The following is a 22,398-nucleotide window of genomic DNA, read 5'->3' on the forward strand; positions in this document are numbered from 1 at the left end:
CCCGTACCCGGCGGGTCGAAGGGGCGCAGCCCCTGGGGATGATGGGGCCCCCCGCTCGAGCGAAGCCGAGAGTGGGGGAGGGCAAGGACGGCGGGGGCGAGAAAAAGGCAGCTCAACCAGCTGGCGGCGGCCCCGCCTGCGCCCCATACCCGTCCTTGTACTCCGGCGACCGCTCATACGGATCGGGGTCCCGGGGCCCGAACAACGCGGTCAACCCGAGATGAACGAGCACCCCGGCCAGCGGCCACGCCAGCAACGCCCCCTTCGCCCCAAGCTTCAGCGGCGCCGAGAACGTAACCCCCGCCCCCACTTCCTTGGCCCGCGCCGCCACATCGGCCTCGGGCCCGAGCCACACCCCGAGCCGCCAGGCGAGAGCGGCACCGAGCAGCCCGCCCAGCGTGAGGGCGACGACCAGCGGCACCCCGCCGTGCCTGCGCACGAGGAACAACACGAGCCCGCTCAGCGCGCCGATACCCAGGGCCAGCAGGACGAACGTCCCGTCGACCCCGACGGCCTGCTCCCCCTCGGTGTCCTTGAGGTAGACGGCCGACCCGTCGGAGACAAGCGGTACGTGGGGCGCCAGCCACCACCACAGCAGCCCGAGCGCGACCCCGCCGACCAGCGCCATGACCACCATGAGGACGGCGGCCTCGGCGATCTGTCGCGCCATCCCGGGTCCGTCCCCGGAGCCGCCTGGCTCATGCCCGGCGTGTCCCGCTCCCCCACCGCTCGTGGGCGGCGGGGCCCACGGGTCGTTCGGGGGCTGGTGGTGCGGCGGCGGAGGCGGAGTAAACGGTTGGGTCACTCTGACATCGTGCCAGGCGCGGCTGTGCGGCGCGTCACCGGACGGCGGCCCGCCGGTACGCCCAGGTGGCGACGGCGAGCGAGACGCCCCCGACGCCGGCGCAGACGGCGAGATCACCGAGCACGAGCGCCCAGTCCGGATTCGGCCCGAACGTCCGGGCGAAGGCCTCGACACCGTACGTGGAGGGCAGCAGATCGCGCGCGAACTGGATGAAGCCCGGCATCCGGTCGGCCGGCAACACACCCAGCAGCAGCGCCGCCGACATGCCCAACTGCCCGAGGACGGTGGCCAGCTCGGGCCGCGGCGCGAGCAGCCCCAGCGCGGCGCCGAGCCCGGCGAGCGCGGCCCCGGCGAGCGGGATCACCGCGACGAGCACCCACAGATGGGCCAGCGGCAGCCCGAAGAGCACACAGCCGAAGACGGCCGTGACCACGGTCCCGGGCACGGTGAAGGAGGCGTACGCCCCGGCCGCGCCCAGCACCACGGCGGCGGGCGGCACGGGCAGCGTGGCGTAGTGGTCGAGCCCGCCGCTGGCCCGGAGCTGCCCGAAGTACTGGGCGAGCAGGTTCAGCGCGACAAAGGCGACCACGAGCACCGCCGAACCGGCCACGACGGCCCGCGCCTCGGCCCCGCCGTCGACGACCCCCCGCATCAGGATCATGATCCCGATCGACTGGAAGGTGGCCACGAAGAGCAGCGGAATCCGCGCGACCCGGGCCCGCGAGAGCTGCGCCCGGTACACCGCGCAGAGCGACGGCCACAGGCGCGCGCGGGGCCCGAGCTCGGCGGCTCCGCGCTCCACGCGCTCCTCTGCGGCCAGGGCACTGCCCGGCAGAATCTCGGCGGGTACGACACTCACGTCGAGTTGCTCCTCTTCGCTTCGGCTGTCGCCCATTTTCGTACGGCTGCGGCAGCCCTGCCGTTCACACCCGCACCGGCCGGTCCACGGCTCACGCCCGCTGTCCTCACCCCTTGACCAGCCCCTGTGCTCCGCCCGTGGTGCCGCCTAGGGCCAGATAGACGTCCTCCAGGCTCGGTGTGGCGAGCGTGAAGTCGTCGAGGGCCACGAAGGCGGCGCCGCCGGTGACCGTGGCCACGACCGCGCGCGCCTCCTCCGGCGCGAGCCGGAGCGTCCAGCGGCGCCCGGACTCCATGGCGCGCGGGCGCAGCGCGGCGACCTCGGGCACGTCCAGCGGGGCCTTCTCCCGCCACACCAGTTCGACGCGCACCTCGCCGGCGACCTTCTCCTTCAGCCCGGCGGGCGTGTCGCAGGCGGTGACCCGCCCTTTGTCGAGGACGGCGACCCGGTCGAGTACGGTCTCGGCCTCGATGACGTTGTGGGTGACCAGCAGGACGGTGGTGCCGGACTCGGCGCGGCGCCGGTCGACGGCGGCCCACACGGACCGCCGGGCCACGGGGTCCATACCGCTGGTCGGCTCGTCCAGCACGAGCAGCGGCCGTGCCCCGACGAGCGCGGTGGCGAAGCAGGCGAGCCGCCGCTGTCCGCCGGACAGCTTCTTGAGCGGACGCGAGGCGAGCCCGGTCAGCCCCAGCTCCTCCAGCACCGCGTCCTTCTCGGCCCGCGCCCGCCGTACGTCGAGCCCGCGCAGCCGTCCGGTGGTCTCGGCGGCGAGGGCCACGGTCAGCTCGTCCAGCGCGGTCGACTCCTGCCCCAGATAGGCGAGTATCCGCGAGGCCCGCTCCGGGTGCCGCACGATGTCGTGCCCGAGGATCTCGACGGTCCCGTCGTCGGGCCGCATCAGCCCGGTCAGCTGCCGTACGAGCGTGGTCTTCCCGGCCCCGTTGGGCCCGAGCAACCCGAAGATCTCCCCACGCCGCACATCGAGCCCGACACCGTCATTGGCCCGCACCTCGGGCGCCCCCGGAGCCCCCCGCCGCCCCCGGGTCGCGGGATAGGTCTTGGTGAGCCCCCGCACAGCACACACGACGTCCCCGCTCCGCCGGTTCGCCGATGCCACACGCGTACTCACGAGGAAGGAGCCTACGGGGTGCGGGGTGCCGCATTGCGCGCGGGTCCGCTGCAGCGCGCCCCTTAAGGGGCGCGGGGCTGTGACATATGCGGCTCCGCCGCGTGGGCGCGAGCAACCACAACCAGCCCGCAGTCGCCCACGACACACGCGCCCCCGAGCTACTGGGCGCCCTCGTTCACACCGGACGCGGTCCTCACATCGATCTCCCGCCAGAACCCCGCCCGAATCGCATACCGGTCATGCTCATCGATCTGATCGTCCTTGTGCGCGAGCAGCCCGAATCGAGCCGCGTACCGCAGCAACTCCCCGTCCACCCGATGAGGAACCCGCGGATACATCCCCGAAAGCTTCTGCAGATGGGACTGATCGGTCAGCCGTGACATCCACCGCCGAGCGAACACCTGCCCGACCTCAAAGGGGTCACCCCCCACGGTCGTGATGTCCTCCTCCCGATCGGCCCACCGCTGCTCCGCACTCGTGAGCTGCGCGAGCGTCGGCATGGCAGCCGCGTCCGGCGACTCCGCCGGGGCCCCGGGCCGGTCCACCCATCCCTTGTCGGAGGACCACCGCAGCGTGGCGGTCGTCGGATGCTGCGCCGACTGCGCCCCGGGCGCCCGCATCGCGGCGAGGTCCTTCGGCGTGGGTACGCCCTTGGCGGCGGCCGGCACCCGCTCCTCGCTGCCGTTGGGCCCCGCAGGGGCCGCCTCCGGCTCCCCGCCGGCCCGCTCGGCCGCCGCGAGGGCCGACTCGGGCAGCGGCGCCGAGAGGATCGCGGCGATCTCCGGCCGGGGAACCGGCGGCGGAGCGCACACCCCGCCGAGTTCCTTGGCCCGTACGGCCCGGGTGATCCACGCCCGGTCCAGCACACGCCGCTCATCGGCCTCGGCGACCAGGTCCTCGGACTGGTTGTAGTCGCCGTCGGCGGCCTGCACGGCCCACAGATGTACGGCGACGCCGTGCTCCTTTGCGGCCATCATGCCCGGCAGCAGATCCCCGTCGCCGGTGACGAGGACCACGTCGGAGCAGGCGCGGTTACGGGCCAGCTCGGTCAGCTCGGCGTGCATGGCGGCGTCCACGCCCTTCTGGGCCCACCTGCCGTCGCTGCGGGTCAGCGCGCCGAGCCGTACCGTCACCCGGGGCATCACGCGCAGCCTGCGGTGTTCGGGCTGGGGGACGCGGTCGGGGGCGCCGTCGAACCAGTAGATGCGCAGCAGGGGCCGTTCGGTGTCGGCCTCGGCTCGCTCGCGCAGCCCCTGGATGAGGGCGGTGTGGTCGACGGTGATTCGGGAGCGGGAGGGTTCCCCGGCGAGGAGGCTGGCGGCCGCGCCGAGCAGATACCCGGCGTCCACCAGGACGATGCAGCGGTCCACGCGATCCACCCTCTTTCCGGGAGGTGTGCTTAGGGCTTCCTTCGAGTCTGCCCGACCTCGCGAAGGTTAACGGCCGGAACTCGATCTTCGGCGTGGCGTATTCGCGGCTCGCGCCCTCCGGTACGGCATACGCTCCGACAACTCTCGTCACAGACGGTGATTTTCCGAAATGCGCGGCTTGTCGTGCTATGTGAATCTGGTCGCGGCCCTGGCCCCTAGATCCCCCACAGGAGGCAGATCACCATGGCCAAGAACAAGAAGCAGGACCGAAGTCAGCAGCGCGCCTCGCAGTCGGAGCGCGGTCAGCAGGAGGCCCAGCGGTCGTCGCTGGAGGCGCAGTCCGAGCAGCGGGCCTCGCAGGTGACACCCGGCGACGTGGCGCGCAAGGGCAAGCAGAAGCGCTTCGGTCACAACTGACCTCTGCGTTGAGGGTTGTTGCAGCCCGGATACACCGAGGGGCGCATCCGACACACCGGATGCGCCCCTCGCGCACGCACGCCCCCGGCCTCGTACGGTCTTCTCGGCGTCGTGAGCGTTCTCAGCCCGGGCGGGTTCTCAACCCATGAGGGCTCTCAGCCCGGGCGGGTTCTCAACCCATGAGGGTTCTCAACCCGCCAGGCAGGACGGGCCGAGCAGCACCTTGAGGTCGCCGAAGAGCGCCGGGTCGGGCTTCACCCGGTGGCGGTCCAGCCGTAGCACGGTCGTCTTCGTCGGGCCCTGGAGCCTGATGCGGACCTCGCTGTCGCCCTTGTGGTGGGTGAGGATCTCGCCGAGCCGGCTGACCATGGGCGGGGTGACCCGGGTGGCGGGGATGGTGAGGATCACGGGCGCGTTGGTGCCCGCGTTGGACAGGTCGGGCACCTGGAGTTCCATCGCGACCAGCCGGGGCACGTCCTCGCGCTTGTCGAGGCGGCCCTTGACGAACACCACGGCGTCCTCGACGAGTTGGGTCGAGACGAGCTGGTAGGTCGCCGGGAAGAACATGCACTCGATGGAACCGGCGAGGTCCTCCACGGTGGCGATGGCCCAGGCGTTGCCCTGCTTGGTCATCTTGCGCTGGAGGCCGGAGATGATGCCGCCGATGGTGACGACCGCGCCGTCCGCGTGCTCACCACCGGTGAGCTGGGCGATGCCCGCGTCGGCCTTGTCGGACAGGACGTGCTCAAGTCCGAACAGGGGGTGGTCGGAGACATAGAGGCCGAGCATCTCCCGCTCCTGGGCGAGGAGATAGGCCTTGTCCCACTCGTCGTCGGTGAACTGCACGTCCAGTCCGAAGCCGGGCTCGGTGGTCTCCTCCTCGCCCATGCCGCCGAAGAGGTCGAACTGACCCTCGGCCTCCTTGCGCTTGACCGCGACCACGTTGTCGATCATGGGCTCGAACTGGGCGGTGAGGCCCTTACGGGTGTGCCCCAGGGTGTCGAAGGCGCCCGCCTTGATCAGCGATTCCGTGGTCCTCTTGTTGCACGCGACCGCCTCGACCTTGTCGAGGTAATCCGGGAAGGAGCCGTACTTCCCCTTGGCCTTGCGGGAGCGGATGATCGAATCGACCACGTTCGTACCGACGTTGCGCACGGCCTCCAGGCCGAACAGGATCACGTCGTCACCCTGGGCGGCGAAGTTGTGCACCGACTCGTTGACGTTCGGCGGGAGCACCTTGATGCGCATGCGCCGGCACTCGTTGAGGTAGATCGCCGACTTGTCCTTGTCGTCCTTGACGGACGTCAACAGGGCGGCCATGTACTCCGCGGGGTGGTTCGCCTTGAGGTACGCGGTCCAGTAGGAGACCAGGCCGTACGCGGCGGAGTGCGCCTTGTTGAACGCGTAGCCGGCGAAGGGGACCAGCACGTCCCACAGGGCCTGGATGGCCTCGTCGCTGTAGCCGTTCTTGCGGGCGCCGGCCTGGAAGATGGTGAAGTTCTTCGCCAGTTCCTCGGGCTTCTTCTTGCCCATCACCCGTCGGAGGATGTCGGCCTCGCCGAGCGAGTAACCGGCGATGATCTGGGCGGCCTTCTGCACCTGCTCCTGATAGACGATCAGGCCGTAGGTGACCGCCAGGACCTCTTCGAGGGGCTCCTCCAGTTCCTTGTGGATCGGCGTGATCTCCTGCTGCTTGTTCTTGCGCAGCGCGTAGTTCGTATGGGAGTTCATGCCCATCGGGCCCGGGCGGTACAGGGCCGACACGGCGGAGATGTCTTCGAAGTTGTCGGGCTTCATCAGGCGCAGCAGGGAACGCATGGGTCCGCCGTCGAACTGGAACACGCCGAGGGTGTCGCCGCGCTGGAGGAGTTCGAACGTCGTCGGGTCGTCCAGCGGGAGGCCGAGGAGATCGATGTCGATCCCCTTGTTGGACTTCACCATCTTGACGGCGTCGTCCATGATCGTCAGGTTGCGCAGGCCGAGGAAGTCCATCTTCAGCAGGCCGAGCGACTCACAACTCGGGTAGTCCCACTGTGTGATGGTCACACCGTCGGTGTGCCTGACCCAGACGGGTACGTGCTCGGTGATGGTCTCGCTGGACATGATCACGCCGGCGGCGTGCACACCCATCTGCCGGACCAGGCCCTCCACACCGCGCGCGGTGTCGATGACCTTCTTCACATCCGGTTCGTTCTCGTACATCCCGCGGACCTCGCCCGCCTCCGAGTACCGGGGGTGGCTGGAGTCGGTGATGCCGGAGAGCGGAATGCCCTTGCCGAGGACGTCGGCGGGCATGGCCTTGGTGATGCGGTCGCCCATCGCGTACGGGTAGCCCAGCACGCGCGCGGAGTCCTTGATGGCGTTCTTGGCCTTGATGGTGCCGTAGGTGCCGATCATGGCGACCTTGTCGGCGCCGTACTTCTCGGTCACGTACCGGATGACCTCGACGCGCCGGCGCTCGTCGAAGTCGATGTCGACATCGGGCATCGAGATGCGCTCGGGGTTGAGGAACCGCTCGAAGATCAGGCCGTGCGGGATGGGGTCGAGGTCGGTGATGCCCATGGCGTAGGCGACGATCGAGCCGGCCGCGGAGCCTCGGCCGGGGCCGACGGCGATGCCCTGGTTCTTGGCCCACATGATGAAGTCGGCGACGACGAGGAAGTAGCCCGGGAAGCCCATCGAGATGATGGTGTCCATCTCGTACTCGACCTGCTTCATACGGTCCTCGGGGATACCCCCCGGGAACCGGCGGTGCATACCGCGCATGGTCTCCTCGCGGAACCAGGTGACCTCCGTGTAGCCCTCCGGGATGTCGAACTTGGGCATCAGGTCGCGCTTTTCGAACATCCCGTCGGTGTCGACCATCTCGGCGACCAGAAGGGTGTTGGCGCAGCCCTCCTGCCAGGCGTCCGAGGAGTCGATGGCGTACATCTCGTCCGTGGACTTCAGGTAGTAGCCGGTGCCGTCGAACTTGAAGCGGTCCGGGTCGGAGAGGTTCTTGCCGGTCTGGATGCACAGCAGGGCGTCGTGGGCGGTCGCCTCGTGCGCGTACGTGTAGTGCGAGTCGTTGGTGACCAGGGGCGGGATGCCGAGCTTCTTGCCGATCTCCAGGAGACCTTCGCGGACCCGGTGCTCGATATCGATGCCGTGGTCCATCAACTCCAGGAAGTAGCGGTCCTTGCCGAAGATGTCCTGGTACTCGGCCGCCGCCTTCAGTGCCTCGTCGTCCTGGCCGAGGCGCAGCCGGGTCTGGACCTCACCGGACGGGCAGCCGGTGGAGGCGACGATCCCCTCGGACCACTTGGCGATGGTCTCCTTGTCCATACGGGGCCACTTCTGCAGCCAGCCCTCGGCGTAGGCGTCCGAGGAGAGGCGGAAGAGGTTGTGCAGGCCGGTCGCGTTCACCGCCCACATCGTCTTGTGGGTGTAACCACCGGAACCGGAGACGTCGTCCCTCTTCTGGTGCGGCTGGCCCCACTGGATCTTGCGCTTGTTGCGCCGGGACTCGGGGGCGACATACGCCTCGATCCCGATGATCGGGGTGATCCCGGCCTTCTTCGCGGAGTGGAAGAAGTCGTACGCCCCATGGAGGTTGCCGTGGTCGGACATCGCGATGTGCGTCATGCCCATCTCGTTGCACGCGTTGAACATGTCCTTCAGCCGCGCGGCACCGTCCAGCAGCGAGTACTGGGTATGGACGTGCAGGTGCGTGAACGGCGGCTTTGACACGGTTTCGGCCTCCAATATGCAGGTGTGGCGCGTGGCGCCTCGTTGAGGGGCGGTGGTCGGGCGACGGGCGGGCAGCGGACGACAGATCGACTACGGGTCCCCGACGGGCTGCGGACAGTCTGGGGGGACAGCGTCGAAGTCTATGCCTCGGCACTGACACCGGAGGCGGCCTCCCCCGTACCTTCAGAGGGGAGTCGCGGGGCGTCCCGCGTACCTCCATCGAGGGACCGCGGGCACTCCCGCGTACCTTCGCACGTTGGACGATCCGACCCACCCGTATGCATCTGGAGGCACCCAGCGATGTCGGTTCCACAGCTCAGCGACGAGCGACGCGGCGAGGAGATCCTCGCCGTCTTCGACACCGCCTTCGGCCAGCTCCTGGCCGCCGATCCGGCCGCGTTCCGCGTGAAGTTCCGGAAGATGGCGGCCTCGGCCTTCGCGTTCTACCGCGGCACGGCGTGCCTCTTCTACCACGACCTCGACGAGGAGAAGGCCTCCGGCCCGTTCCTCGACGAGCGCACCTCGCGCGTGTGGATACACGGCGACCTCCACGCGGAGAACTTCGGCACGTACATGGACTCCACGGGCCGTCTGATCTTCAACGTCAACGACTTCGACGAGGCCTACGTCGGCCCGTTCACCTGGGACCTGAAGCGCTTCGCCGCCTCCGTGGCGCTCATCGGGTACGCGAAGGCACTCAGCGACGAGCAGATCAGCGAGCTGGTGCGGGTGTACGCGGGCGCGTACCGCGAGCGCGTCCACGCCATAGCGACGGGCGCCAAGCGCGACGAGGTGCCCCCGTTCACCCTGGACACGGCCCAGGGCCCGCTGCTGGACGCCCTGAGGGACGCGCGCTCGCTGACCCGGTTCGGGCTGCTGGAGTCGATGACCGAGATCCGTGACTTCGAGCGCCGTTTCGCGCCGGGCGGCGGCTCCATAGAGCTGGACGCTGCCACGCGCTACAAGGTGCTGGCCGCCTTCGACGGCTATCTGGAGACGCTCCCGGAGTCCTCGCTGACCCGCCCGGACTCCTACCGGGTGAAGGATGTCGTGGGCCGCCGGGGCATCGGCATCGGCTCGGCGGGCCTGCCGTCGTACAACATCCTGCTGGAGGGCAACAGCGACGCGTTGGAGAACGACGTCGTGATCTACATCAAGCAGGCGCAGACCCCGGCGGTCTCCCGGCACATCACCGACCAGGCGATCCGGGAGTACTTCCAGCACGAGGGCCACCGCACGGTGATCTCCCAGCGCGCCCTCCAGGCACACGCGGACCCCTGGCTGGGCTGGACCGAGCTGGACGGCGCCGGCCAGCTGGTCGCCGAGGTGTCGCCGTACGCGGTGGACCTGGACTGGGGCGACATCGACGACCCGGAGGAGATCGCGGCGGTCGTCGCCGACCTCGGCCGGGCCACGGCCACGATGCACGCGGCGGCGGACGATCTGTCCGGTCAGTCCCTGGTGCCGTTCTCCACGGAGCGGGCCATCGACGCGGCGCTCGCGGCCGACGAGGAGGGCTTCGCCCCGCTCCTGGTGGACTTCGCGCACAGCTATGGCGCACGCGCGCGTGCGGACCACCAGATATTCGTCGACCTGTTCCGCAACGGCCGGATTCCGGGGCTGTAGGGCCCCGTCCTCACGGCCAAGGGGCTCCCTTTAAGGGTCCCTTACGTGGACCCGTGCGACACTCTCCAACGCCATGGACATATCCGGGACCCCCTTCAGAGCCGTACGCGCGGCGCTGTTCACGGCACTCGTCGTGACGCTCAGCACCGCGTCGCACGTTCTGCTGTCCCGAACCCCGCTGCCGCTGCCCACCGTGGCCGTGATCGCCGCCGCCGTCTTCGTCGTCGCGTACGCGCTGGCGGGCGGCGGCAGCGAGCGCCGCTTCGGGCGGATCGCCGCCGTGCTGATCCCGCTGGAGCTGGCCGCCGACACGGTGTTCACCGCGGGCCAGCACGCCTGTTACGGCGAGGCGGGCGGCCCCGTCACCGGCCCGCTGCGGCAGGTCGGCCTCGATGTACTGTGCGGCGGCAGCGTGGGCGCCCCCTTGGCGCGGGTCACCGACGGCTCCGATCGGGCCGCCGCGCTGCTGGCGGGCGCCGGACCGGCCGCCGCCTGGCTGCTGCTGGCCGCGCACATCGGCGTGGGCCTGCTGGCCGCCGCCTGGCTGCGGCGCGGCGAGCGGGCGCTGGGCCAACTGCTGGGCGCGGCGGTCGCCGCCGGTTTCCGGCCGCTGCTGCTCGTGGTCGCCGCCATCGCCGTACGGCCCGCCCGGTCGGAGCGTCGACCGGCGCGCGCCGTGCACCGCGAGACCACCGTGCGCACCCTTCTCCTCGCCCACTCCCTGGGACGGCGTGGACCGCCGTGCTCGGTCACCTTCGCGTGACCACTTCCTGAACGTTCGCGATCTCTTTCCGAACGTTCCCGAGCGCGATCTTCCGAGCGCTTGCGAGCACGAGCAGTCGGTATCCACACGTATTCCACATATGTATTCCGCGCACGGTAGATGCGCGCGTCCCCAGGGAGTTGACCCCCATGAGCAAGCGGAACAGCAATGCGGCCAAGTCGGCGGCGCGCGAGCGGCTGCGGCTGGAGCGCGAGCGGCAGGCCAAGCGCGCCAAGGTCAGGCGGCAGCTCATCGTCGCGGCCTCGATCGTCGGCGTCCTCGCGATAGCCGGCGGCGTCGGATACGCCGTCGTCCAGAACAACAAGCCCACGAAGTGGGAGGAGGCGGCGAGCGCCACGGTCGTGGCCCCGGCCAACACCTCGGGCAAGAACGGCACCACCGTGCTGATCGGCGACTCCAAGACCGACAACGTGGTCCACCTGTACGAGGACCCGCGCTGCCCGGCCTGCGCCAGCCTTGAGCAGACCGTCGGCGAGACCCTCGACAAGGGTATGGAGGACGGCGACTACAAGCTCTCCTTCACCATCGGCACCTTCCTCGACGACCGGCTCACCGGCGAGGGCTCCAAGAACGCGCTGAGCGCCCTCGGCGCCGCCCTGAACGTCAGCCCCGAGGCGTTCCTCGACTACAAGACCGCGCTCTACTCGGCGAAGTACCACCCCGAGGAGACGACCGACGAACTCGCCGAGGACAGCTATCTCATCAAGGTCGCCAACACCGTCGACGCCCTGAAGAACAACAAGAAGTTCCAGGACGCCGTGGAGAAGGGCACCTACGACGCGTGGGCGATGAAGATGAGCAAGTCCTTCGACACCGCCAAGGACGTCGACTCGACCCCCACCATCAAGATCAACGACAAGAAGATCACCAACCCGTCGACGGTCGCCGAGTGGGAGACCGCGCTGAAGGACGCGGGGGTCACCAAGTAGGGCCGGGGGTCACCAATGTGACCCCGACCGCCAGGACTTGAGCACGTCGAAGGCGGGTGCGACCGAAGGAATCCCTTTCGGTCGCACCCGCCTTCGGACATCGCCCCCGACGACTGACCGCTCCCCGTCCCCCCGCGCCCTCCCCACCGACCGACCGATCCACACACCCGGCAGCCTCACCGGCCGGTCCCAACCCAGCGGCCGATCCCAACTCCCCGGCCGACGAACAGAACACGCCGATCTGAACATCAGACGGATTTCACGTCGTCCGTCTTACCCCCACCCCTTACTCATCAGTAATCTCATCGGCCGTGACCAGTCGCAGAGATCACTCCAGCCTCAACTCGTCTGCCCCGCCCCGCCGTACGGTCGTCAAGGCCGCCGCGGCCGGGGCAGTCCTCGCGGCACCATTGGCCGCCGCCCTCCCGGCGAGCGCGAGCGCCGCCGACGCCCCCGCGTTTCTGCACGGCGTCGCCTCGGGGGACCCGCTGCCCGACGGCGTCCTGCTGTGGACCCGGGTGACGCCCACCGCGCAGGCCGTACCCGGCTCAGGACTCGGCCCCGACATCGAGGTCGGCTGGACGGTGGCCCACGACAAGGCGTTCACGAACGTCGTCACCAAGGGCTCGGTCACCGCGACCGCCGCCTCCGACCACACGGTCAAGGCGGACGTACGGGGCCTCGCGCCCGCCACGGACTACTGGTTCCGCTTCTCCGCCGCCGGCGTCGACTCACCCGCCGCCCGCACCCGTACGGCACCGGCCGGCGACGCCACCACGGCGGGCCTGCGCTTCGGCGTGGTCTCCTGCGCCAACTGGGAGGCCGGCTACTTCGCCGCCTACCGCCATCTGGCCACGCGCGGCGACCTGGACGCCTGGCTGCACCTCGGCGACTACATCTACGAGTACGGCACAGGCGAGTACGGCACCCGCGAGAAGGTCATACGTCCGCACGCGCCGACCCACGAGATCCTGAGCCTCGCCGACTACCGCGTCCGGCACGCCCGTTACAAGACGGACCCGGACCTCCAGGCCCTGCACATGGCGGCGCCCTGCATAGCCATCTGGGACGACCACGAGATCGCCAACGACGCCTGGTCGGGCGGCGCCGAGAACCACACCGAGGGCACGGAGGGCACCTGGGCAGCCCGCCAGGCGGCCGCCAAGCAGGCGTACTTCGAGTGGATGCCGGTGCGCACGGCCATCGCGGGCACCACCTACCGCCGCCTCCGCTTCGGCAAGCTCGCCGATCTCTCCCTGCTCGATCTGCGCTCCTTCCGCTCGCAGCAGGTCGGGATCGGCGACGGAGAGGTCGACGACCCGGACCGTACGCTCACGGGCCGGGCCCAACTCGACTGGCTGAAAGCCGGGTTGAAGTCCTCCGACACCACCTGGCGCCTGGTCGGCAACTCGGTGATGATCGCCCCGTTCGCCCTCGGCAATCTCACCGCCGACCTCTTCGAACCGCTCGCGGAACTGCTCGGCCTGCCCAAGGACGGCCTCGCCCTCAACCCCGACCAGTGGGACGGCTACACCGACGACCGCCGTGAACTCCTCGCCCATCTGCGCGAGAACGCGATCGCCAACACGGTCTTCCTCACCGGCGACATCCACATGGCCTGGGCCAACGACGTACCGGTCAACGCCGGTACGTACCCGCTGTCCGCCTCCGCCGCCACGGAGTTCGTCGTCACCTCGGTGACCTCGGACAACCTCGACGACCTGGTCAAGGTCCCCGAGGGCACCGTCTCCGCCCTCGCCGCCCCGCTGATCCGGGCCGCCAACCGCCATGTCCACTGGGTCGACACCGACCGGCACGGCTACGGCATCCTGGACATCACCGCCGCCCGCGCCCAGATGGACTACTACGTCCTCTCCGACCGCACCAAGGCCGACGCCACCACCTCCTGGGCCCGCTCGTACCGCACACGCAGCGGCACACAGAAGGTGGAGCGCACATACGACCCGGTGTGACCGTCGCCTGACCGTCACTGGAGCGACTTCTGACCGCCCCTGAAACCTTTCGACCGGCCCTAGAGACTTTCGAGGAACCCGAGCGCCACCCGCCAGGTGGCATCGGCCGCCTCCTCGTCGTAGTCCGGCAGGTCGGGGTCGGTGTACAGATGACCGGCCCCGGCGTACCGGTAGACCTCGACCTCGGCTCCCGCCTTGCCCATCTGGAGATACCAGGCGCTCAGCCAGTCGTCCGTCTCGAACGGGTCGGGCTCGGCCACATGCAGTTGAACGGGCAGGTCGTCCACGGAGGCGTTGGCCGCGAGGTCCGACGTGCCGTGCAGAAGCAGCAGCCCCCGCGCCTTCTCGTCCCCGAACGCGAGGGTCTGCGCGACGGACGCGCCGAGCGAGAAACCCGCGTACACCAGCCCTCGCTCCGAGTAGGGCGCCGCGGCGAGCACGGCCCGCTTCAACAACTCGTCCTTCCCTATCGATTCGTTGAACTCCATGCCCTCCTCGACGGTCTCGAACGTCCGCCCCTCGAAGAGGTCCGGCGTCCACACCTCGTGTCCGGCACCCCGCAGCCGCTCCGCAGCCTGCCGCACGGCGGGCCTGAGGCCATAGGTCGAGTGGAAGAGCATGATGTTCATGGCCCCATGGTGCCAGCCGGGTACGACAACGGCGCATGTCACCTCGGACGCCCGCGACCTGTCGCCCCCGCAGCGCGGCGGAAGTCACATGTTCACCACCCCGGAACGGTGGTTACGTTCGAAGGCATGGAGAACCTACTCCGCCCCCTGATCGTCATCGGTGGCTCGGTCGTCCTCACGCTCCTGATCGGCTGGGCCACCGATCTGCTGCTGCGCAAGGCGGACCAGCGGCACCACGAGACACCCCTGTGGGGCCTGCTGCGCCGCGGCCGCATCCCCTACCAGCTGGTCCTCTGCGCGGCCCTGCTGAGAGGCTCGTACCACGAGGCCCAGCTCCTGGAGCGATACGAGGTCGGTATCGGCCGCTTCCTGACGCTGGTGCTGATCGGTTCGACGGCCTGGCTGGTGGTCCGTATCGCGGCGGCGATCGTGGAGACGTCGTACAGCCGCTACGCCCGCGCCCACCGCGACCCGGCCCGAGTCCGCCGGGTACGTACACAGGTCACCCTGATCATGCGCGTGGTGGCCGCCGTGGTGGGCGTAGTGGCAGTCGCCTCGATGCTCCTCACCTTCCCGGCGATGCGCGCGGCCGGAGCCTCACTGCTGGCCTCGGCGGGCATCCTGGGCATCGTGGCGGGCATCGCCGCGCAGTCGACCCTCAGCAACCTCTTCGCCGGCCTGCAGATCGCGTTCGGCGACATGGTCCGCCTCGGTGACGTGGTCGTGGTGGAGGGCGAGTGGGGCACGGTGGACGAGATCACGCTCACCTTCCTGACGGTCCGCACCTGGGACGAGCGCCGGATCACGATGCCGGTCTCCTACTTCACCTCGAAGCCGTTCGAGAACTGGTCGCGGGGCGGCGCCCAGATGACCGGCACGGTCTTCCTCCACGTGGACCACTCGGCGCCCCTCGCGGACATGCGCGACCGACTCCGCGACATCCTCCGCGCCTGCCCCGCCTGGGACGGCCGCCACTACGACCTGACGGTCACGGACTCGACCCCCACGACGATGGAGGTCCGCGCCATGGTCACGGCCAAGGACCCCGACGACCTCTGGACGGTCCGAGTGACGGTCCGCGAGGAACTGATCCGCTGGCTCACCGAAACCCACCCCCACGCCCTCCCCCGGGTCAACACAGCGGACGCGGTCCTCCCCCCGACCCACCCCCACACACCCTCGGCCAACACCCCTCCCCGCACCACCCGCCCCCGAGTGCACGAACCCCCAAGGCCAACAGGCCGAAGCTGACCCCTCACCGGCCCCCGGCAGCCGCCGCTGCGGTCACCCCGCCCTACCCGCAGTTCCGGCGTCACCGTCTCACGCGTACGTATCCTCATGCACCTGATCCAGGGCCTTCTGCAGATCAGCCGGATAGTCGCTCTCGAACTCCACCCAAGCCCCGTCCCCCGGATGCTCGAACCCGAGCCGCACGGCATGCAGCCACTGACGGGTCAGCCCCAGCCGCTTGGCGAGCGTCGGATCGGCGCCGTACGTCAGATCCCCCACGCACGGATGCCGATGCGCGGACATATGGACCCGGATCTGATGCGTACGCCCGGTCTCCAGCTTGATGTCCAGCAGCGAGGCCGCTCGGAACGCCTCGATGAGGTCGTAGTGCGTGACCGACGGCTTGCCGTCGGCCGTGACCGCCCACTTGTAGTCGTGGTTCGGATGCCGCCCGATGGGCGCGTCGATAGTGCCGCTGGTCGGATCGGGGTGCCCCTGCACCAGCGTGTGGTACCGCTTGTCGACGGTCCGTTCCTTGAACTGCCGCTTCAGGAACGTGTACGCGTACTCCGACTTGGCGACCACCATCAACCCGGAGGTGCCCACGTCGAGCCGGTGCACGATCCCCTGCCGCTCGGCGGCACCGGAGGTCGAGATCCGGTACCCGGCGGCGGCGAGCCCGCCGATGACGGTCGGCCCGGACCACCCGGGGCTGGGGTGCGCGGCCACCCCCACCGGCTTGACGATCACCACCACGTCATCGTCGTCGTGCACGATCTCCATGCCCTCGACCGGCTCGGCCACGACCTGCACGGGCGCGGGCGCCTGCGGCATCTCGACCTCCAGCCAGGCCCCGCCCCGCACCCGCTCGGACTTGCCGACGACCGTGCCGTCGACCCGCACCTTGCCCGCCGCGGCGAGCTCCGCGGCCTTGGTACGGGAGAAGCCGAACATACGGGAGATGGCGGCGTCGACGCGCTCGCCCTCCAGTCCGTCGGGCACGGGCAGGGTACGGATCTCGGGATTCGTGCTCACCCGTCGAGTATGCCGGACCCCCACCAGCCGCCCGACCGCGCCTGTGGATAACTCGGTCGCCCCTCAGTCCTTGTGGACGGTTCCATCCGGGTCCAACCCCCGGAAGGACAGCAGAACGATCAGAATGCCGCCACACACGATCGCCGAGTCGGCGAGGTTGAACACGGCGAAGCCCTTGGGCGCGATGAAGTCGACGACCGCGCCCTCGAAGACTCCGGGCGAGCGGAAGATCCGGTCGGTGAGGTTGCCCAGCGCGCCCCCGAGCAGCAGCCCGAGCGCGATCGCCCAGGGCAGGCTGTACAGCTTGCGTGCGAGCCGGGCGATCACGATGATCACGACCGCCGCGATCATCGTGAAGATGATCGTGAAGGCCTCGCCGATCCCGAAGGCCGCGCCCGCGTTGCGGATCGCCTCGAACTTCAGCCAGTCCCCGATGATCTCGATCGGCTCGTGGTGCTCCAGCTTCGCCACCACGATCATCTTGCTGATCAGGTCGAGCGCGTACGCGAAGACGGCGACCCCGAACAACACGGCGACCCGGCGCTTGCCACGCGCACCCGCACCCGCACCCGTGTCCGGCTCCGCCGCCTCGGCGCCGTTCCCGCCGTCGGACCGCTGCGGCTGCTCCAGGTCCGTGCCCGCCGCTCCTGGGATGTCCGGCGTACCGATGATGCGCTCCGCCTCTGCCACGTGAGTCCCTCAACCTAGGTTCCTGACTGAGGACAAAGGTACGACACGACCTATGCGGACCCGGGGCTCGGACGAGGATCGCTAGCGGCGTTCCTGCTTCTGCTTGCACTCGACGCACAGTGTGGCCCTCGGGAAGGCCTGCATACGCGCCTTTCCGATCGGTTTGCCGCAGTTCTCGCAGAGTCCGTAGGTGCCCGCGTCGAGCCGCTCCAGGGCGCGCTCGGTCTGGTCGAGCATCTCGCGCGCGTTGTGCGCCAGCGCCAGTTCGTGCTCGCGCGTGATGTTCTTGGCCCCGGTGTCGGCCTGGTCGTCGCCGGCGCCGTCCCCGGAGTCCCGCATGAGACCGGTGAGCGCCTGCTCGGACGCCTCCAGCTCGGTGCGCAGCCGCAGCGCCTCGGACATCAGCTCCGTACGCGCCTCCGCGACCTCCGCCGGTGTCCAGGGGTCCTCGCCGGGGCGTACCGCCAGCTCGCCGGGGGCGGCGGCGGGCCGCGCCTTGGGAACGGCGGTGGGCTTCTTCGCCGCCGTAGCCGTACCAGGAGTGTTCTTCGCAACCACCGTCGTGGCTCCCGTCGTCTCGGCGGCCTCGGCCGCGCCCACCTTCTTGCCCGTACGTTTCGCAGAGGCGCCCTTGGAGGTGCTCTTCCTGGCCGCGCTCTTCTTGGATGCCTTCTGCGCAGCCGCCGTCTCCTCGGTGACCGTCTTGTCGTCAGCGGCCGCCGTCTTCCCGGTGGCCGTCTCCTCGACCGCCGCCTTCTTCGCGGCCGCCCTCTTGGTGGTCGTCTTCCTGACCGCCGCCTTCTTGACCGCCGGCTTCTTGGCGGCCGCCTTCTCAGCCGCGCTCACCTCGGCGGTCTTCTCGGCCCCCGCCTTCTCCTCAGCCGCCTTCTCCTCGCCCTTCCCCTTCCCGTCCCCCGCCCCGACCCGCTTCTTCCCGCTCGCGCCCTTCGCCGCCGCCCCACCGCCGCCGGTGCCGGAGCCACCCTCGGCCGAACCGCCGGCGGCACGCGCACGGCCGGAGGCCACCATGGATCTGCCGGACGCCGAATGCTGTTCGGCGGTCTTCTTCGCCACCATGGCCGCGGCCCCTTCACATATTGTGATCTTGCACGCGAATCGTGCTGGGACGATAAATCGACCTGAGTCCCGCGGCAACGGGGCGCACCACTCATTCCACCCGCCGCGCGACCGCCGCGCGACGAACCTTCAAGCGTTGTGCCCAGCTCCCCGCCGGGTATTCCGCCGCGCGGAACGTCCCAGGATTCGGACGCCCGACCGCTCCATTCGGGTCACCTCCCAGGTCACCGCGCCCCCACCACGAAAAACCGCCGAGCACCCCCGACTGCCCCTCCCGCGGCCCCCGAAAACCGGTCGGCCGCTGTCGGCACGGCGCCGTACACTGGGCGGAGCGAAAAGCGTGGATGGGGACGAGTAGCGTCGTACGCAGCCAAGAGCGACCCGGGGACGGTGGAAGCCCGGGGGCGAGCGCGACGCGAAGATCACCCCGGAGCCGCCGGAAGAAACCCGAGCCCATGGGCGCTCGGCGAGTAGACCCGGTATCGCGACCTCAATGAGGGGGCTCACCGGTGCGTACGGCGCGCGGGGGAGCCAAGGAGGGTGGTACCGCGGGAGCGCGCCGCACACGGCGTACGTAGCAATACGGCTCTCGTCCCTCCGACGGAAGGCAGAAAGTCCGTTGGAGGAAGCCCGCTCATGACAGAGCCGACCTACCGCCAGGTGCCCGCTCAGGTGGACCTGCCCGCGCTGGAGCACGCCGTGCTCGACTTCTGGCGCGAGCAGAAGATCTTCGCCAAGAGCCTGGAGCAGTCCGAGGGCCGCCCCGAGTGGGTGTTCTACGAAGGCCCGCCCACCGCCAACGGCATGCCCGGCGCCCACCACATCGAGGCCCGCGTCTTCAAGGACGTCTTCCCCCGCTTCCGCACGATGCGCGGCTACCACGTGGCCCGCAAGGCCGGCTGGGACTGCCACGGCCTGCCCGTCGAGCTGGCGGTCGAGAAGGAGCTCGGCTTCAACGGCAAGAAGGACATCGAGGCGTACGGCATCGCCGAGTTCAACGCCAAGTGCCGTGACTCCGTGCTCCGCCACACCGACGCGTTCTCCGACCTGACGACGCGCATGGGCTACTGGGTCGACCTCGACGACGCGTACGTCACGATGGAGCCCGAGTACATCGAGTCCGTCTGGTGGTCGCTCAAGGAGATCTTCAACAAGGGCCTGCTGGTCCAGGACCACCGCGTGGCGCCCTGGTGCCCGCGCTGCGGCACAGGCCTGTCGGACCACGAGCTGGCACAGGGCTACGAGACGGTCGTCGACCCCTCGGTGTACGTCCGTTTCCCGCTCACCTCCGGTCCGCTCGCCGGTGAGGCCGCGCTCCTGGTGTGGACGACGACCCCATGGACCCTGGTGTCCAACACGGCCGTGGCCGCGCACCCGGAGGTCACCTACGTCGTCGCCACGAACGGTGAGGAGAAGCTCGTCGTCGCCGAGCCGCTCGTCGCCAAGGCGCTCGGCGAGGGCTGGGAGACCACCGGCCAGACCTTCACGGGCGCCGAGATGGAGCGCTGGTCCTATCAACGCCCGTTCGAACTCGTCGAGTTCCCGGAAACCGACGGCGGCACCCACTACGTGGTGAACGCCGAGTACGTCACGACCGAGGACGGTACCGGTCTGGTCCACCAGTCCCCCGCCTTCGGTGAGGACGACCTCAAGGTCTGCCGCTCGTACGGCCTCCCCGTGGTCAACCCGGTGCGCCCCGACGGCACGTTCGAGGCGGACGTCCCCCTCGTGGGCGGCGTCTTCTTCAAGAAGGCGGACGAAAAGCTCACCGAGGACCTCCAGACCCGCGGTCTGCTCTTCAAGCACATCCCGTACGAGCACAGCTACCCGCACTGCTGGCGCTGCCACACCGCGCTGCTCTACTACGCGCAGCCGTCCTGGTACATCCGCACCACGGCCGTCAAGGACCGCCTCCTCCAGGAGAACGAGAACACCAACTGGTTCCCCGACACGGTCAAGCACGGCCGGTACGGCGACTGGCTGAACAACAACATCGACTGGGCGCTCTCCCGCAACCGCTACTGGGGCACCCCGCTGCCGATCTGGCGCTGCGAGGAGGACCACCTCACCTGCGTCGGCTCCCGCGCGGAGCTGACCGAACTCTCCGGCGAGGACCAGTCCCAGCTGGACCCGCACCGCCCGTTCATCGACGCGGTCACCTTCGCCTGCCCCCACGACGGCTGCGAGAGCACCGCCACCCGCGTCCCCGAGGTCATCGACGCCTGGTACGACTCGGGTTCGATGCCGTTCGCGCAGTACGGCTACCCGTACAAGAACAAGGACCTCTTCGAGTCCCGCTACCCGGCGCAGTTCATCAGCGAGGCCATCGACCAGACCCGCGGCTGGTTCTACACGCTGATGGCTGTCGGCACCCTGGTCTTCGACAAGTCGTCGTACGAGAACGTCGTCTGCCTGGGCCACATCCTCGCCGAGGACGGCCGCAAGATGTCCAAGCACCTGGGCAACATCCTGCAGCCGATCCCGCTGATGGACCAGCACGGCGCCGACGCCGTCCGCTGGTTCATGGCGGCCGGCGGCTCCCCCTGGGCGGCCCGCCGCGTGGGCCACGGCACCATCCAGGAGGTAGTCCGTAAGACCCTGTTGACGTACTGGAACACGGTCGCCTTCCAGGCCCTGTACGCCCGTACGTCGAACTGGGCGCCGTCCGAGGCGGACCCGGCCCCCGCCGACCGCCCGGTCCTCGACCGCTGGCTCCTGTCCGAACTCCACGCTCTCACCGACCAGGTGACCCAGTCCCTGGAGGCCTACGACACCCAGCGCGCCGGCAAGCTGCTCTCGGCGTTCGTCGACGATCTCTCCAACTGGTATGTACGGCGCTCCCGTCGCCGCTTCTGGCAGGGCGACAAGGCCGCGCTGCGCACCCTGCACGAGGTCGTCGAGACGGTCACCAGGCTGATGGCCCCGCTGACCCCGTTCATCACCGAGCGGGTCTGGCAGGACCTGATCGTTCCGGTGACCCCGGGCGCCCCGGAGTCGGTGCATCTGGCCGCCTGGCCGGAGGCGGACCTCTCCGCCATCGACCCGGAGCTGTCGCAGCAGATGGTCCTGGTCCGCCGTCTCGTCGAGCTGGGCCGCGCCACGCGCGCGGAGTCGGGCGTCAAGACACGTCAGCCGCTGAAGCGCGCGCTGGTGGCCGCGGCGGGCTTCGCCGCGCTCAACCCCGAGCTGCACGCGCAGATCACGGAGGAGCTGAACGTCGAGTCGCTCGCCTCGCTCAGCGAGGTCGGCGGCAGCCTGGTCGACACCACCGCCAAGGCCAACTTCCGCGCCCTGGGCAAGCGTTTCGGCAAGCGGGTCCAGGACGTGGCGAAGGCCGTCGCGAACGCGGACGCGGCGGCTCTGTCCCTGGCCCTGCGCGAGGGCACGGCGTCGGTCGAGGTCGACGGCGAGACGATCACGCTGGCCCCGGACGAGGTCATCATCACGGAGACCCCGCGCGAGGGTTGGTCGGTGGCGTCCGACTCCGGTGCCACCGTCGCCCTGGATCTGGAGATCACGGAGGAGCTGCGCCGGGCGGGCCTCGCCCGTGACGCGATCCGGCTGATCCAGGAGGCCCGCAAGAACAGCGGCCTTGACGTGGCCGACCGGATCGCCCTGCGCTGGACCTCCACGGACCCGGCGGTGACCGCCGCGCTCACCGAGCACACGGCCCTGATCGCCGACGAGGTCCTGGCGACCGACTTCGCCGAGGGTGACGCGGACGACAGCTACGGCACCCCGTTCACGGACGAAGGCCTGACCCTGACATTCCGCCTCCGCAAGATCTGACGCACACGAACTGCCCGCAGCCTGATTCACATGACTGCGGGCAGTCATGCCGCTGAGGCAGCTGCCCCACCCGCCCTACTCAACTGCGGGCAATCGTGCCGCAGGCACCACTGCCCCACCCGCCCTATTCAGCTGCGGGCAGTCATGCCGCTGAGGCAGCTGCCCCACCCGCCCTACTCAACTGCGGGCAATCGTGCCGCAGGCACCACTGCCCCACCCGCCCTACTCAACTGCGGGCAGTCATGCCGCTGAGGCAGCTGCCCCACCCGCCCTACTCAACTGCGGGCAATCGTGCCGCAGGCACCACTGCCCCACCCGCCCTAT

The 22,398-nt window shown here is 69.7% G+C and carries 16 protein-coding genes; 7 read left to right on the forward strand and 9 right to left on the reverse strand.

Annotated features, from left to right (window positions below):
• Positions 1–112: 112 nt before the first annotated feature.
• From ACWD4G_RS17510 to ACWD4G_RS17525, 4 genes are all read right to left on the reverse strand, one after another.
• The gene (locus ACWD4G_RS17510) at positions 113–805 is read right to left on the reverse strand and encodes a DUF2567 domain-containing protein (protein ID WP_451294205.1); all 693 of its coding nucleotides are present in this window, start codon (positions 803–805) and stop codon (positions 113–115) included.
• A gap of 34 nt (positions 806–839) precedes the next feature.
• The gene (locus ACWD4G_RS17515; RefSeq protein ID WP_451294207.1) at positions 840–1,664 is read right to left on the reverse strand and encodes an ABC transporter permease; all 825 of its coding nucleotides are present in this window, start codon (positions 1,662–1,664) and stop codon (positions 840–842) included.
• 106 nt (positions 1,665–1,770) lie between these two features.
• The gene (locus ACWD4G_RS17520; protein WP_451294209.1) at positions 1,771–2,796 is read right to left on the reverse strand and encodes an ABC transporter ATP-binding protein; all 1,026 of its coding nucleotides are present in this window, start codon (positions 2,794–2,796) and stop codon (positions 1,771–1,773) included.
• Between the two features lie 158 nt (positions 2,797–2,954).
• Complete coding sequence (locus tag ACWD4G_RS17525) at positions 2,955–4,166, reverse strand: NYN domain-containing protein (protein ID WP_451294211.1); 1,212 nt, start codon at positions 4,164–4,166, stop codon at positions 2,955–2,957.
• A gap of 243 nt (positions 4,167–4,409) precedes the next feature.
• On the opposite strand from ACWD4G_RS17525, the gene ACWD4G_RS17530 reads away from it, so the two are divergent.
• Positions 4,410–4,583 (forward strand): hypothetical protein, encoded by a 174-nt coding sequence (locus ACWD4G_RS17530; RefSeq protein ID WP_451294213.1) that lies wholly within the window; start codon positions 4,410–4,412, stop codon positions 4,581–4,583.
• 189 nt (positions 4,584–4,772) lie between these two features.
• On the opposite strand, the gene dnaE is transcribed toward ACWD4G_RS17530, so the two are convergent.
• Positions 4,773–8,312: a DNA polymerase III subunit alpha gene (dnaE, locus tag ACWD4G_RS17535; RefSeq protein WP_451294215.1), complete on the reverse strand. Its 3,540-nt coding sequence runs from the start codon at positions 8,310–8,312 to the stop codon at positions 4,773–4,775.
• Between the two features lie 300 nt (positions 8,313–8,612).
• On the opposite strand from dnaE, the gene ACWD4G_RS17540 reads away from it, so the two are divergent.
• The 4 genes from ACWD4G_RS17540 to ACWD4G_RS17555 all read left to right on the forward strand — a co-directional run bounded on the left by ACWD4G_RS17540 (position 8,613) and on the right by ACWD4G_RS17555 (position 13,624).
• Positions 8,613–9,938 carry a DUF2252 domain-containing protein gene (locus ACWD4G_RS17540; protein WP_451294217.1) on the forward strand — a complete coding sequence of 442 codons (1,326 nt, stop codon included), beginning with the start codon at positions 8,613–8,615 and terminating at the stop codon, positions 9,936–9,938.
• Between the two features lie 73 nt (positions 9,939–10,011).
• Complete coding sequence (locus ACWD4G_RS17545) at positions 10,012–10,701, forward strand: hypothetical protein (RefSeq protein WP_451294219.1); 690 nt, start codon at positions 10,012–10,014, stop codon at positions 10,699–10,701.
• Between the two features lie 149 nt (positions 10,702–10,850).
• Positions 10,851–11,651, forward strand: coding sequence for a DsbA family protein (locus tag ACWD4G_RS17550; RefSeq protein ID WP_451294221.1), 801 nt, complete (start codon positions 10,851–10,853; stop codon positions 11,649–11,651).
• 311 nt (positions 11,652–11,962) lie between these two features.
• Entirely contained in the window at positions 11,963–13,624 is a 1,662-nt protein-coding gene (locus ACWD4G_RS17555; RefSeq protein ID WP_451294223.1) for an alkaline phosphatase D family protein, read from the forward strand.
• Positions 13,625–13,683: 59 nt separating this feature from the next.
• Here ACWD4G_RS17555 and ACWD4G_RS17560 read toward each other — a convergent pair whose 3' ends face one another.
• Positions 13,684–14,253, reverse strand: a complete 570-nt coding sequence (locus ACWD4G_RS17560) for a dienelactone hydrolase family protein (RefSeq protein WP_451294225.1) — start codon at positions 14,251–14,253, stop codon at positions 13,684–13,686.
• Between the two features lie 126 nt (positions 14,254–14,379).
• Between ACWD4G_RS17560 and ACWD4G_RS17565 the strand changes: the two genes are divergently transcribed.
• On the forward strand, positions 14,380–15,504 hold the full coding sequence (locus ACWD4G_RS17565; protein WP_451294227.1) for a mechanosensitive ion channel family protein: 1,125 nt from the start codon (positions 14,380–14,382) through the stop codon (positions 15,502–15,504).
• Between the two features lie 69 nt (positions 15,505–15,573).
• On the opposite strand, the gene ACWD4G_RS17570 is transcribed toward ACWD4G_RS17565, so the two are convergent.
• From ACWD4G_RS17570 to ACWD4G_RS17580, 3 genes are all read right to left on the reverse strand, one after another.
• On the reverse strand, positions 15,574–16,518 hold the full coding sequence (locus tag ACWD4G_RS17570; RefSeq protein ID WP_451294229.1) for an RluA family pseudouridine synthase: 945 nt from the start codon (positions 16,516–16,518) through the stop codon (positions 15,574–15,576).
• A gap of 63 nt (positions 16,519–16,581) precedes the next feature.
• Entirely contained in the window at positions 16,582–17,208 is a 627-nt protein-coding gene (lspA, locus tag ACWD4G_RS17575) for a signal peptidase II (protein ID WP_451294231.1), read from the reverse strand.
• 81 nt (positions 17,209–17,289) lie between these two features.
• Positions 17,290–18,285 (reverse strand): TraR/DksA family transcriptional regulator, encoded by a 996-nt coding sequence (locus ACWD4G_RS17580; RefSeq protein WP_451294233.1) that lies wholly within the window; start codon positions 18,283–18,285, stop codon positions 17,290–17,292.
• A gap of 636 nt (positions 18,286–18,921) precedes the next feature.
• Between ACWD4G_RS17580 and ileS the strand changes: the two genes are divergently transcribed.
• A complete protein-coding gene (gene ileS, locus ACWD4G_RS17585; RefSeq protein WP_451294235.1) occupies positions 18,922–22,074 on the forward strand; it encodes an isoleucine--tRNA ligase in 3,153 nt (1,050 codons plus the stop codon).
• The last annotated feature ends 324 nt before the right edge of the window (positions 22,075–22,398 follow it).

It is taken from the genome of Streptomyces sp. NPDC002643, from assembly GCF_053592555.1.

Excerpts from the sequence above, each read along its gene's own strand:
- ACWD4G_RS17530 (WP_451294213.1), top strand. The coding sequence starts at position 4,410 with ATGGCCAAGAACAAGAAGCAGGACCGAAGTCAGCAGCGCGCCTCGCAG.
- ACWD4G_RS17540 (WP_451294217.1), top strand. The coding sequence starts at position 8,613 with ATGTCGGTTCCACAGCTCAGCGACGAGCGACGCGGCGAGGAGATCCTC.
- ACWD4G_RS17545 (WP_451294219.1), top strand. The coding sequence starts at position 10,012 with ATGGACATATCCGGGACCCCCTTCAGAGCCGTACGCGCGGCGCTGTTC.
- ACWD4G_RS17550 (WP_451294221.1), top strand. The coding sequence starts at position 10,851 with ATGAGCAAGCGGAACAGCAATGCGGCCAAGTCGGCGGCGCGCGAGCGG.
- ACWD4G_RS17560 (WP_451294225.1), bottom strand. The coding sequence starts at position 14,253 with ATGAACATCATGCTCTTCCACTCGACCTATGGCCTCAGGCCCGCCGTG.
- ACWD4G_RS17565 (WP_451294227.1), top strand. The coding sequence starts at position 14,380 with ATGGAGAACCTACTCCGCCCCCTGATCGTCATCGGTGGCTCGGTCGTC.
- ACWD4G_RS17580 (WP_451294233.1), bottom strand. The coding sequence starts at position 18,285 with ATGGTGGCGAAGAAGACCGCCGAACAGCATTCGGCGTCCGGCAGATCC.
- ileS (WP_451294235.1), top strand. The coding sequence starts at position 18,922 with ATGACAGAGCCGACCTACCGCCAGGTGCCCGCTCAGGTGGACCTGCCC.